19 protein-coding genes are annotated in these 12,364 nt (G+C 37.7%); 5 read left to right on the top strand and 14 right to left on the bottom strand.

Features of this window, described 5'->3' with window-relative positions; genetic code table 11:
• From N4597_RS04825 to N4597_RS04770, 12 genes are all read right to left on the bottom strand, one after another.
• Positions 1 to 159 carry a hypothetical protein gene (locus N4597_RS04825; RefSeq protein WP_260904979.1) on the bottom strand — a complete coding sequence of 53 codons (159 nt, stop codon included), beginning with the start codon at positions 157 to 159 and terminating at the stop codon, positions 1 to 3.
• Positions 160 to 378, bottom strand: coding sequence for a hypothetical protein (locus tag N4597_RS04820; protein ID WP_260904977.1), 219 nt, complete (start codon positions 376 to 378; stop codon positions 160 to 162). It lies immediately after the preceding gene.
• Positions 379 to 389: 11 nt separating this feature from the next.
• On the bottom strand, positions 390 to 533 hold the full coding sequence (locus N4597_RS04815) for a hypothetical protein (RefSeq protein ID WP_260904976.1): 144 nt from the start codon (positions 531 to 533) through the stop codon (positions 390 to 392).
• A gap of 1 nt (position 534) precedes the next feature.
• Complete coding sequence (locus N4597_RS04810) at positions 535 to 1,473, bottom strand: DnaD domain-containing protein (RefSeq protein WP_260904974.1); 939 nt, start codon at positions 1,471 to 1,473, stop codon at positions 535 to 537.
• Between the two features lie 63 nt (positions 1,474 to 1,536).
• A complete protein-coding gene (locus tag N4597_RS04805; RefSeq protein ID WP_260904972.1) occupies positions 1,537 to 2,388 on the bottom strand; it encodes a PD-(D/E)XK nuclease-like domain-containing protein in 852 nt (283 codons plus the stop codon).
• A gap of 3 nt (positions 2,389 to 2,391) precedes the next feature.
• Positions 2,392 to 3,282 carry a phage recombination protein Bet gene (bet, locus tag N4597_RS04800; protein ID WP_260904970.1) on the bottom strand — a complete coding sequence of 297 codons (891 nt, stop codon included), beginning with the start codon at positions 3,280 to 3,282 and terminating at the stop codon, positions 2,392 to 2,394.
• Positions 3,283 to 3,297: 15 nt separating this feature from the next.
• Complete coding sequence (locus tag N4597_RS04795; RefSeq protein WP_094075271.1) at positions 3,298 to 3,555, bottom strand: hypothetical protein; 258 nt, start codon at positions 3,553 to 3,555, stop codon at positions 3,298 to 3,300.
• A 169-nt stretch (positions 3,556 to 3,724) separates the two neighbouring features.
• Complete coding sequence (locus N4597_RS04790) at positions 3,725 to 4,036, bottom strand: hypothetical protein (protein ID WP_260904966.1); 312 nt, start codon at positions 4,034 to 4,036, stop codon at positions 3,725 to 3,727.
• Positions 4,029 to 4,187 (bottom strand): hypothetical protein, encoded by a 159-nt coding sequence (locus N4597_RS04785; RefSeq protein ID WP_260904965.1) that lies wholly within the window; start codon positions 4,185 to 4,187, stop codon positions 4,029 to 4,031. Before N4597_RS04785 ends, N4597_RS04790 begins: the two co-directional genes overlap by 8 nt.
• 2 nt (positions 4,188 to 4,189) lie before the next feature.
• Positions 4,190 to 4,471, bottom strand: a complete 282-nt coding sequence (locus tag N4597_RS04780; protein ID WP_242073439.1) for a hypothetical protein — start codon at positions 4,469 to 4,471, stop codon at positions 4,190 to 4,192.
• Positions 4,472 to 4,483: 12 nt separating this feature from the next.
• Complete coding sequence (locus N4597_RS04775) at positions 4,484 to 5,209, bottom strand: phage antirepressor KilAC domain-containing protein (RefSeq protein WP_260904962.1); 726 nt, start codon at positions 5,207 to 5,209, stop codon at positions 4,484 to 4,486.
• Positions 5,210 to 5,224: 15 nt separating this feature from the next.
• The gene (locus tag N4597_RS04770; protein ID WP_192944137.1) at positions 5,225 to 5,434 is read right to left on the bottom strand and encodes an XRE family transcriptional regulator; all 210 of its coding nucleotides are present in this window, start codon (positions 5,432 to 5,434) and stop codon (positions 5,225 to 5,227) included.
• 228 nt (positions 5,435 to 5,662) lie between these two features.
• On the opposite strand from N4597_RS04770, the gene N4597_RS04765 reads away from it, so the two are divergent.
• The 5 genes from N4597_RS04765 (at position 5,663) to N4597_RS04745 (ending at position 9,718) form a co-directional block, all read left to right on the top strand.
• Entirely contained in the window at positions 5,663 to 5,977 is a 315-nt protein-coding gene (locus tag N4597_RS04765) for a helix-turn-helix domain-containing protein (protein WP_260904959.1), read from the top strand.
• A gap of 5 nt (positions 5,978 to 5,982) precedes the next feature.
• On the top strand, positions 5,983 to 6,441 hold the full coding sequence (locus tag N4597_RS04760) for an ImmA/IrrE family metallo-endopeptidase (protein WP_260904956.1): 459 nt from the start codon (positions 5,983 to 5,985) through the stop codon (positions 6,439 to 6,441).
• Positions 6,442 to 6,453: 12 nt separating this feature from the next.
• On the top strand, positions 6,454 to 6,945 hold the full coding sequence (locus N4597_RS04755; RefSeq protein ID WP_260904954.1) for a hypothetical protein: 492 nt from the start codon (positions 6,454 to 6,456) through the stop codon (positions 6,943 to 6,945).
• 67 nt (positions 6,946 to 7,012) lie between these two features.
• Positions 7,013 to 8,470 carry a TerB N-terminal domain-containing protein gene (locus tag N4597_RS04750; protein WP_192944141.1) on the top strand — a complete coding sequence of 486 codons (1,458 nt, stop codon included), beginning with the start codon at positions 7,013 to 7,015 and terminating at the stop codon, positions 8,468 to 8,470.
• Positions 8,471 to 8,560: 90 nt separating this feature from the next.
• A complete protein-coding gene (locus N4597_RS04745; protein WP_192944142.1) occupies positions 8,561 to 9,718 on the top strand; it encodes a site-specific integrase in 1,158 nt (385 codons plus the stop codon).
• Between the two features lie 68 nt (positions 9,719 to 9,786).
• Here N4597_RS04745 and N4597_RS04740 read toward each other — a convergent pair whose 3' ends face one another.
• Positions 9,787 to 11,304 (bottom strand): CDP-glycerol glycerophosphotransferase family protein, encoded by a 1,518-nt coding sequence (locus N4597_RS04740; protein ID WP_260904950.1) that lies wholly within the window; start codon positions 11,302 to 11,304, stop codon positions 9,787 to 9,789.
• 17 nt (positions 11,305 to 11,321) lie between these two features.
• Entirely contained in the window at positions 11,322 to 12,353 is a 1,032-nt protein-coding gene (locus tag N4597_RS04735; RefSeq protein ID WP_094128859.1) for a glycosyltransferase, read from the bottom strand.
• Between the last annotated feature and the right edge of the window lie 11 nt (positions 12,354 to 12,364).

The raw sequence follows: 12,364 nt of genomic DNA, 5'->3' as shown, positions 1-12,364 counted from the left end.
TTATTTCCTCCATTCGTCAAACATACACATCGGCAGCATGTAGGCAAAGTAATCAGGCGGACAACTCTCAACAATCATTTCCGCTTGATTTTCAGTTAGGTTCAAGTGCTCCCAACCTTGCCCTTCGCCACGCACGATTACTTTCCATTTACATCTCATTTACGACACCTCAAGACCTGCTTCTAGATCATCTATCACCGAAACAGCCTCCTCAAGCGCCGTCTGGGCTTTGTTTAAATACTCGTCAACTACTCTTAAATCACTAGCAACTAAGCTTGAGCGCAATTCATCAGACATTTTAAACTTAAAACGTTTATCGTCATAAACGCCTAGCAGCATATTCAAATCAAGACTAAAGTCATCTAAATTCGTATACATAGCTATCCCTCCTAAAATCGTTCTTGAATAATATGAATGATCTCCCTAATCACAATTGTTAAAAACAGCGTGGCCGTCAGCGTTAAAGCAACTGCGATTGCTAGTAGAAATACCAACAGCAGGTACTGGCTCACTGCTATAATCCAACTCATCATCTCAAAGAACTTCCTTCCTACGTGCGTTAATCTTAGCCATCATTTCTGCAATTTGTTTACTTTTAGCTGGATCATCAGGCGTGTCCTTTTCTTGATAATCAGGTTGAGCCCAGTCCGGTAAGCTCTCTTTTTGTACTACCCGTCGTCCGTTCTTAAAGCGATTCTGTTGTTGCTGTGCTTTCCGTTGCCGATAAGATTCATCTAACTTCTTAACGTCATCTATACTTGTTACCTTCGCTTTCTTCCAACTGGTTAGAATAGCTTTGATGTATCCCCACGAAGGGTTAGCAATCTGTGCTACAGCTCTTTCAATCGCATAAATCACTAACTTATGACCAAGCTCTTTAGTATACTTACTCAATTCAATATTAATTTTTGATGGGATGCCGTTTCTAGGTCTCAAATTAAGTTGATAAGCCGTCTGCACTTCAGCAAAGTCTATCTGCTTTTGTTCATCATCATCAACAGCAGACTCTTTGTTATTGTTGTTATTGTTATAATTAGTTATTGTTTCTTTAGTATTGTTATTATTAGTATTGTTGTTATTAGTTATTGTTAGTGTGCGATTTTCCAACGTAGGATAATCCAACGTAGGTTTATCCAACGTAGGATTTTCCAATGTAGGATTATCCAACATAGGATTTTCTAACATAGGTTGCTCAGACAACACCCATTCGTTTTCTCTAAGCAGACCCTTTTTATCCCTTTTTCTTTCACGCCTCAAATATCCTCTTGCTTCGAGTTCTTTTAACCCCGTCTTCAGACCTGCAATACCATCCGTCGAGTGGTTAACGACTTCTGACTCATAGAAGTCCCAACCGTCAGCTTGAGACCAGAGATAAACAAAGAGACCTTTTGCTTTCCAACTAAGTTCAACATCATTAAGAACCGTGTTATCAACCGTTGTGAATTTCTTTTGATATATCTTTTTGACCTTCATTTTTTCCTCCTTCCTAGGGCTTCCCACCCTTCCGGCATCGCTAAAGCATACTGGCTGTTTATTCTATCCCAAGCTAATCTGTGTAGCACCTACTAGGTTATTGCTAATCGTTGATTTACCGCGACAATATTCGCACTTACCACAACCAACTGGCTCTTCTTTACCGTCAATAACGGCTTTGATATGAGTTTGTTTTTCTTCGATTCGTTCTAAAGCTGCATCTAAAAGTGCTTGCTCGTCATCACCGTCAAAAGTAATTCCCATCAGTTCACATGGTGTCTGTTTGCTGACTGCGAAAATCAGCGGCTGACAAGTAACACCAAATGTTTGTCTAATTAGTTCTCTATAAACTGCCATTTGCAGGTCATAGCTGAAAGCTTGAACAAACGGAACCTTGATATTGCGTCCCTCTTGAGTCTTAACCCAGGCTCCTTCATGCAAATCTCTAGAGGTTTTAATGTCATAAAAGAACTCATTTTCAAGATCTAAGCTATCAATCTTCCCCATCCATGGGACACCGTGAATTTCACCAGTGACAATAACTTCCTTTTGACCTGGAATGTATAATTGATTAAAAGCTTCATCTGCTTTAAGCCGGTCAATCATCGCATTAGCAACTTGGAAATCAGCCTTTAGTTTTCCTTTGTTCTTGCCTGTCTTGGCAATCATCTTGTCTGCATTCGTACCGTTGCCCTTATCTTCGTTTAAGAATGCCTGGTGGGCTTCTGGACTCTCAAAATATGAATGTAGATAATTACCTACTAAGAGCGCTTTTTCGTCTCTCTGTGGCTCCCAGTCACCGTTCAACTTAGCTAAGGCAGCAGCTTCACATCTCTCGAAGTCAGTAAAAATACTCTTGCTTAAATAGTGACGGTTAGCTTCGTTGCTGTAGTAGTTTTCTGCTGTCAATTTCATCTGTTATTCTGCCTCCTTGGCTGCTTTTTGGCGTTCGATTTGGTCTTTAAAAATGTCAATTTGTTCTTCTTCAGAATCCCTTGGGTCACGCTTTTCTGACATTTCAGTAACGGGCACGGCCTCTTTAGCCTCAATATGCTTTGCAGGTTCTTTTTTAGTTTGAGACTTGCTCAAAGCTTTACTAATTAAAGAGCTAGCTGCACTTTCCTTCTGAGCTTGTTTGTGTTCTGCTTGATTAGGCACCACACTTGCTGTTTCTGACTTGTCATCTTCCGTATAAAGCGAACCGAGAGAATCTGGGAATGCTTCGCGTAAAGCATTGACTAAAGCTGTTTTACGAATCATATTTGCAGGCATATCTTTCCAAGTCGCTTGCTTCTTATTGAATTCGTCGAATGAGATTTCGATATGAATTGGCTCTTCGCGGTCATCACGTTTAACTTCAGCCCAACCACCTACGATGGTGTCAGAAGGCAGAGCAAAAGCACCTTGTGAGTAGATAATTTGGTTATTACGAACGACAATCACCCCAGCTTTACTTCCGCGGAAGTGTTCATTAGCTTCGGCTCGTTTCATAAATGCCTCTTTAGAGGTAATTAGTTGTGCAGGTCGCGAGCCAAACTTAACAATGTAGGCCTCATTCAAGAATGGGTTCAAGTGCTGATACTTGCACAAGTTAATGAACATCACTACTTCTTGATCTGTAACCTTACCATCTCCGGATACGAGATAATTCCTTACCGTGCTTGGCGCAAGCTTGACATCCTCGCCATTAGCTTGAAATGTGACTGAGTGTTCTTGATTAACTACTTGTGGTGTATTTGCTGTCTGTGACCCTTGTTGTGTATATTGTGCTTGTGTAGCGTAGTTTGGACTTTCATATCTAGTATTCATGTTATTTCTCTCCTTTTATTTACTTCTGACTTCTTCAATCTTCTTGAACCAGCTAACTGCATCCGTTAGATGTAAGCTTTCAGCTTCGGCCACGTCTCTAGGGAACATAATTTGTTCCCAGATGTTGCCTCTCTCATGTGTCCGGCCGTCTGCTTCTACCACACGAAAATTAAACATCCTATCAAGGTTACCGATTAGCTGCTCCTCTTGAACAGCTAGTCGTTCTTTGCCAAAACCAACATTAGTTTTAACAAACACTCTTTTTTCTTTCATAACTGCTCCTTTTCGTGATACAATAATCACGAATTTTAATGTTTTTTATTTGTTTGTTTTGCGCTCAGATTGCCCTCTGGGCGCTTTTTTATTCTCAAAGTGATTGCTCTTAGGACGTTCAAAAATCAAGCTGTAGAGCGCGCCTAGGACAATCAGGGTAACAATCGAATTAGGAATCCACACGCTCAAACACCTCAACTAAAAAACGTTTTTCGCTAACTAAAATCCTAGTCAGCTTTTCGAAAGAATCATCTGATATCTTGTCTGCGTAACATAGTCTGCTGCAATATAGTCTGCACAAGTCATATAAACTGTCAGATAACCTATCGTTTGACTCTAAAGAATACTTCAAAGCTTCAAATTCGCTTTCATCTAAAATTGGTATTTCTGATTCCGATGTCGGAGCAGTTACACCCAGTTTCTTTAAGGCGTAATCTTTATTAATGATGTAGTAGTGATAACTTTTAATGATTTTATTCATCGTCTTCACCTCCCTCTGGCCATGGATCCATCATGACCCTTAAAGCGATTAAAGCTAATCCTGCTATCAGCAAAAAGTGAGCTATATACCAGTTAGACTGGCAAATAGCCATGCCGATTAAAAACGCTGCTACAATGTATTCCCATTTCATAACTAAATCTTCCTCTCTGATTTCCTCACATATTCTTGCAATGCTTCGTCCGACCACATGATTTTGGCTACGCCTGGATATTTAACATAGCCAATCTCAGCACGTAGCTTGTCAAAGGTTGCAGGTGCTACCCCTAAGCGCTTTGAAGCTTCCTTGCGATTAAATACCAATGCCCCTTGCGGTACTTGCGGTTTAACTAAGCTCTTTTCAGCAAGAACATCTTCAACCGCCTCTTTAACAATTAACTTTATTTCAGCTTTAATTTGTTCACTCAATAAGTCCATTTGACTCACCTCCTAGGCCACATCACTAAGAAATTTATTTACAAAATAAATCTGCCCCTTACCTGTAACTTTAGGTGTCTTAGTGATCGTTACATGTCCGTCACTATGTGTAATTGCACTTTCTTTGATTTTGAACAACCCTAGCTCCATCGATTTTTGTGTTGGCATATTGTAACTTGTACCTTTTCTGCTGATTAAGTAGCCATTTTTACGTAACCACTTAAAAAGGCGATTCTGACCTACGTTAATACCGTTTTGGTGCAAAATCTTGGCTAGTTCGCCAACTAAAATAGGTGTGTCGCTAACCGATACCGCATTTGCAAATAGCACTTGTGGCTTGACTTCGTCTAGCTTGGCTTCAAGTTGCTCGACCTTAACGTTTGCAATTTCCAAAGCCCTCTTCATCACCATTTCTGGACTGTTCCATGCTCTTTCTACCTTGATGAAGTAGTCTCTGATTTCGTACCCTTTTTCAGTGCCTGCCATCATTGCAATATGCTTGGCCATCTCCACCGACAAGGCATAATCTTGTAATTCCTGCTTTTTACCATTTGGATAATTAGGATTGAAGGGTGTAGTTACAACTACGCCCTCAAAATCAATGCCATTACGGAAATGCTTGAAATTTTGCTTAACCCATTGACTAAATCTTGTTTTGACGCCTAAACCTTCATGTAAATCTCTAGCTGACACAACTTGTGTATCGCCTTTCGTTTTTACTTCAATTAAGCCTTTCATTATTCTTCCCTCCCTCTACATTTTCATGCCTGCATATTCAGCAAACTTTTTTCGCCACTCATCAGCTTTTTTCCCATGCTGAATTTCCTTAATGACTGTTCCGACATACATGCGACTTAATCCAAACTTATTAGCTATGTCCGCTTGTGTACGAGGGCTAAGACCAGCTTGCTTGTTTCTCATTAACTGTATTGTCATTTTTTCTTGGAATGATAAATTTCCCATATAATCACCTCTTTTTATCTAAAAGTCTTGATTAGAATTAGAGTTTACGCTATTATAAAGGTATAATTAAATAAGCTTACTAATAAGCTTTCGTTCTCTATTTATTTCAGCGATGCACTATATTATTTAATTACTAATCAACTTACAATGAATACTATAATAGAGTTTACGCTAATTGTCAATAGAGAACTCGCTATTTAGTTTTAAAGCTATAGAAAGGCTGATTTTATGGGACTTCTAGACAAGATAAAGCAATTAGCATCGGAAAGAAGTGTCACTATCGCAGAAATTGAAAGAGCAACTGGAATTTCAAACGGACAAATACGAAGGTGGGATGCAAGTTCCCCAAAAGCAGAAAATCTAGCTAAAGTTGCCGACTACTTTGGTGTTTCTACCGATTATCTTCTAGGGAGAGACAGCAAGAATGGAACTTCTAGCCAAGCTGAATTAATCGCAGCTCATATTGATAGTGGTGTTTCTGATGAAGAAATGACTCAAATCATTAATTTCATTGAATTTACAAAGAAAAATAATAAGAAGTGATTTTTTTGAACACATTAGAAGAATTGACTGCCAGCTATCCCCAACTAACTTATCTACATATTGAGATGCCTCAAAAGCTAGCTGGGTTCATTCACAACAATACTATCTTTATAAATAAGGATAATAGCTATAGGAAACAACTTGAAACTGTAGCGGAAGAGATAGGGCACTATGAGACTAGCGCTGGTGATATTGTCGATACTGAAAACAAACTTGAACAAGCGAAGCAAGAACGTAAAGCACGTGACTGGGGTTATCAAAAATTAGTTAGTCTATCCGGTTTAATAGTTTGCTATCGTCAAGGATTCGAAACTTTACATGAAGTAGCTGATTTCTTCGACATCAGTGAACAATATCTACTTGAATCCTTAGATATGTATAGAAGAAAATTGGGACTACATTTTAAATTTATAGGTTATGAATTCGATTTAACAAACGGATTAATAATCAAAGAATTGGAATAGGAGAAATTAACTATGAAAAAATCTATTAAATATATTACACTTTTAACTTTGGGAATTACTATTGGTACATCTAATCTAAATTCGATTTTTTATGTTACAAATGCTAATCAAGTTTCTGCTAAAAAAGTAACCAAAGACAAAAAATCTAAAAAACACACTAAAAAGAAAAAAGCAGCTAAGAAGACAAAAAGTAAATTAAGTAAGTCCTTCAAGCAAAGCGTTGAAACGATGGTAAACAATCTCAATCAACAAACTGGCGACACATTAACTATTACAAAAGTTACTTATCCGGGTGCTTACGGAGTCAAGTATACAGTAAACAAAGATCAGTGGCTTAACCTGTCCAGCACTGATAAAAAGACTTTTTCTGATGGACTAGACGACGATACTAATAAAATTTCATCATTCACAAATCAACCCATTCCTGGTGTAACCGTAGTTGACGAAACTAATAATATTCTTGCACGCTCTAAAGTTGGCGGCGGCATGAAAATCGTTGAATAGTCTACAGTTAACCACCTGAACTCAACTATATTGATTATAGCTACTACCGTATAAGGAGGTGTATGTAATGAGTTTTTTTAATATTTTAAATTCATTTTTTAGAAAAGATAAAAATGAAATTTATTTACCAAACTATTTTCTTAACATTCCTAATGAAGTATTAAAATTTATGTATTTAAAAAATGGTCCTAAGAAAAATATTGATACCTATACTGACGAACCTTCTGCTATTGATATAAAACTACCAATATCCGAAAATCTTCATAATTTAGAGAAACTGTCATATTATCCATCGTATGAGACGCTTAAACCAAACCAACGATTTTATTTTTTAAATTGGCTTGTAAAACGTAACCGCCCAAAAGATATTGGATATGCATTTCTATATCTATACTCTTTAGAAAGAAGATTATACGATGGTGAGTATGTTAAAGAAGTATTACTGGAAATAAATTCTCTTCAAAAAGTCATTGATAATGAATCTTTTATCCATTATTCCAGTACTTCTATCATATATGCTATTTCAAAATATAAACTCTATAGTTTTTTTGATACTTTAGATACAAGTATGTTTCCTGATTTTTTTGTTCTTACTAAAAAGATCGTTTATGATGGAAAATTAACTGCATCTGAAATTATAGATTTTTCTCGCGTATTAGGATACAAAGAAAAAAGGTATATTGATAACTATTATGATGTTTTTAAAGCTGAGTTATTACAAGTTTTAGAAGAGAAATACCATAGTTCTGAATTCATTTTTTCCGGAATAAATAATAAAATTCCGTCTATGAATTTAATGTTGGCCAATTTTTCTTTACCTGCCAGAGACGTACACTTCCCTGATATAGTTAATTCTGATATAGGGACAGAGTTATGCTCTCTTCTATATTTAGCACATGACAGAACTAAAAAAAGACTTAGAAAAAATAATAGTTATAGGCGTATTAACAAAACCACAAAAAAAGAAATAAATGTTAGGACTGGATATCCTGTAGCTACACAAAATTCTATCAACAACACTAAACAAGCCTTAACTGATTCAACTAAAAATAATACGTTTGATAAAAATAAAGCATTGTCAATAGCACGTTCATCTGTAAATAAAAATGGCGCTTTAAATATGTTAGAGAGATATAGATTCTTTTTGTACGATGAAACTTTTTTGAAGGGTGAGTTAGCTTATAAGTACGGTGATTGGGATGAGGCAGAAAAACTATGGTTAACACTAGTTGAGCTTTCTCCAACTCAAGTTTGCGAAAAATTATCGATAATGTATAGAAAACAGAAAAGGTATTCTGATGAAGTATATATACTGCAAAATGGTATAGATTTATGGAAAGACTCTATTTTTAATGTTTACAATGGTTCAACAGAAGATTTAGAAGTAAGGTTAAAAAAAGCATCTACTTTCTATACAAAACATACAGCATCTGATAAATCTACGGGTATAACTATCCCAAATACTAAATATGATTATCAATTTGTCACTACATTAATTAGTTTGGCAACATCTTATGATGAGTAAAGAATTAATGTAAGAAGCCCGCCTTTCTGAGCGGGTTTAAAAATATATCCAAAAGAACATCAGTTTTTATTTATAAAGGAGTGAATCATCATGGCGACAATAAAGAGTTACAAAAGTAAAGGTAAGACAAAATACATGTTCAAGGTTTATTTGGGAACAGACCCTTTGACAGGAAAGCGGATAGACACCACCAGGCGCGGATTCTCATCAGCTAGGGAGGCAAAACAAGCCTTGACTCAACTTAAGGCTGAATTTGATGCAGGAAAGTTCAAGACTAAGAACCAAGACATAACGCTAGGCGAATTGTTTGAAAAATGGTGGGCAGTATATGAACCGTCAGTGAAAGCAGCTACTTCTGGTCATCGTTACCGGACCTATTCTAATCATTTTAAAAAGTATGACGATTTAAAGCTATCAAAACTAAACGCATTGTGGGCTCAAGATGTCGTCAACGAATTAGCTAAAGAGTTCAAGTCTTATAAGACGTTATTGTCGGTTTTAAAACTTGTCACAAATTATGGTATACGACTTGAGCTGATTGAAAAAGATCCGTTTGCATTAGTTGTTTATCCAAAACCACTCGAAAACTCTACTAAGGTGCATAATACAAAAAATAACTTCTACTCTAAAGATGAGTTGAAGTTATTCCTTGATCGGGCTAAAGCTTCGTCTAACCCTGTTTTTTATCCGTTTTTTAGATTATTAGCATACTCAGGTATCCGCTCCGGTGAAATTTCAGCTTTGAACTGGTCCGATATAGATTTTAATGAACACACAATAAGCATTACCAAGACCGTATCGCGCGACTCACGCAATAACTTAAACTTTATCGCAGAACCTAAGACTGAAAAATCCACCCGTACTATCTTTATCGATGATGAAACTTTAAAAGCTCTTAAAGCCTGGAAAACAACGCAAGCTAAATTCTTGTTAGCTAGAGGAGTTAATGCCCTTTCAGACTCACAGCTAATGTTTCCGACACACGATAACCGAATAGCCGGCACAACAGTAGCTAATAGTCGAATTAATACTTTCTATAATCAGAACCCAGACTTGCGCCGAATTTCGATACACGGATTTAGGCATACTCATGCTACGCTGTTGCTTGAGGCGGGGCTAAATATTAAAGATGTGCAAGAGCGACTAGGACACAAGAATGTCCAAATAACTTTAAATATTTACTCACACGTTACACAGCAAAAGAAGCAAGAAACGGTGGAAAAATTTGCAAATTATCTAGAAAGTTAGGTCAAAAGTTGGGTCAACCGTATTTTAATGTTCACAAACACCTTTATATAAGCGCTCTTTCTGGAATGTTATGAATTAGCTAAATTCATAACATAACGATGAATGTCTAAACCAAAATGATAGTCTGTCGTTTTTTGACTATGAGTATTTGCTGCTAAACAAGCTGGCAACTTAGCCAATGGCAACTTTCCTTCCGCCAGACACTTTTGCTTGGCCAGGTGCTCTTTTACCAAGTTTAAATCAAACTCAGCTGGCACCTGCTCAGTTGGATAAGTAGGAATTTGTTTAATTACCGGTCTATTTAGCTTCCGGAATAGTTCTGCCATACTTGACATATCGCCATAAAAAGCGTCAGCGTAAGTGTAAGCTAAATAAAAATCAGGACTATCGTCATAAATCCCCAGCTGACTTTCCTTAAATTGACTTGCTAACTGTAAATAATCAGCTAGCAAGTCAGGGTGCTGGGAGCGAATAGCATCAATCAAAAGTGGATGCGGGCGCCAAAGAAGGGTATAATCAGCTTGGTGCTTCAAAAAGAAGTTAAATACATCCGCATACTTAGCTAGCATCTGTCGCCCCGAGGCATTTAAATCAATAATGGTAGTATTATAAAAAACCACGATCTTTTTACTTCCATCTGGTCGATAGATTTTTTGCTTCCATTCACTAGGTAAAGGGTAGTTGCTTGGATTAGTTTTGTTTAAGGCATCGTACTTGGGATTTCCTAAAGCCACCATCTTAGCTAAAATTTGCTCTAAGCTCTCCTTAGGATAAGTCGGATTTTCCTGGGCAAACTTTTTCCAGGCCCCTTGATAGCCAGCTTTGACCACCTCATCTTGGATAAAAACCACGTCAGCATTTTCAATTCCCTTATTTAAGGCGTATTCATAGTGCTTACGTTCATGTAAACTCACGAAGTAAGGTACATAAACTAGTAAGTCTGTGTACTGCTTCAACTTATCCGTATAAAAGGCAGGTAAGACCGTGGTGATTAAATTATCATCATCATAAGGATTATGAATATAAATAATGTCTGGCCGCTTTTTTGCTAAAGGATAATCCTGCCAGGAAGTGATTGGAACTTCCTTAGGAAACAAATTTCCTTCGTAATGAAGGTCCTTTAACTTACCATGCTCGTCCTTAGTGAAGTAAGGAATCGGGACTACATACGCCTCGCAATTTGGATCCGCTAAAGCTGCCTCATAAATCGTCGCTAACGAATCCCACATCGAGGCCTTATAAGGCAAAAAGACTACCTGCTTTTTATGCTTAGCACTTAACTTAGCAGTCAGCTTAGCTAAGCATTCTCCAATTGTTTGAGCCGGGTAGGCTAATTCACCTGCTTGACTGATATTGGCTAAAAAGTTTTGCAACAGCCTTTGATAAGTAGTCAACTCAGCTTGATAGCTTATATCTTCTCCAAATGTTTGTAACGTTTGGCTAATATTTTCACTAGCAGTCAAACAGTTAGTTATTACTTGTTTTAATAGTTCGAGGCCTATTTCTTCACTCGAAGCTAAATACTCGTTGGCTTCCTCTAAAGTTGTAATTAAATTAAGAATTTCCTTACTATCACGAGTGTTCACCAGTTTACCTTCTTTACTTATAAAATTGCCGCTAAGGCATCAATTGCATCTGGATATTCACCGCTTAGCCGATAGTGCTTTTTAGCTGTTTCAAAGTCTCCCTTTGCCTCTGCTAACTTACCAATAAAATAATGAGCAACCGGAACATAGGTGCTATCGATGCCCTCATCTTGTAAAGCTAAAATCTTAGCGAAATGTGCTTGGGCTTTAGCATCTTCGTGATGCATCCCATAAATTTCACCAGCCATAAAGTGGTAATCAGGTGAATTTACTAGCATCTTTTCATTTTCAATTACCGTTTGGTAGAGTTCTGCACCATCGCGACCTGTTGTTGCTGAAACAACTTGATTATAGATTAATTTAGCTGCCTCTGTTTGGCCACCTTCTTGGTAACAGTCAGCTAAAGTCAACAAGTACTTGTTATCGCCCGGATGAGCTTCTAAATCCTTTAAGGCTAGCCCTAACTTTTGGGCACTCTTTTTAGTACGGCTTTCTGCGGTTAAAAAGCCGTCGTGGTGGACTTTCGTTACATTGACTAAATTGAAGGCTAAACTATCAAAGCCTAAAGTTGAACTCAAGACCTCATCAACCCGAACTTCCTTATCGTAACGAAAGTAAGACTTATTAAAGGCTCGCTGCTTTAACTGACCGACTTCTTCTTCGCTGCCGTCGTCTTTTTGACGGTGATTAATGATTGTGGCTGTCCCAATAGCTTCCGCGAGGTCAGGACGGTTAAAGTATTTGAGTAACTTGGACGTGTTAAAGCCCACATCCTCTTTTGCCCACCATTCATCGCTATCAAGGAAGTAGATGTTGTTGCTAAGAGTTTGCTCTAGGGCATAGTTGCGGGCTAAGGCAAAGTTATCCGCCCAGTCATAGGGGTGATATTCGGCAGCAAGTTCCTGGCACAAGGCCTTGGTGCTTTCGTTTTGCCCACTGTCGATGACGATTAACTCGGCGCCAACGTCTTTGACAGAGTCTAGGCAACGCCGTAATTTATCGTCTTCATCCTTAGTTAAAATACAAATCGCTAGGTCCATCTTGCACATTATCTTTTCTC

Origin of the sequence: Ligilactobacillus agilis (genome assembly GCF_025311475.1) — a bacterium.
GTDB classification, from domain to species: Bacteria; Bacillota; Bacilli; order Lactobacillales; family Lactobacillaceae; genus Ligilactobacillus; species Ligilactobacillus agilis.
Note: the sequence above shows the minus strand (reverse complement) of the source record. Positions and strands in the feature narration are given on the sequence as shown.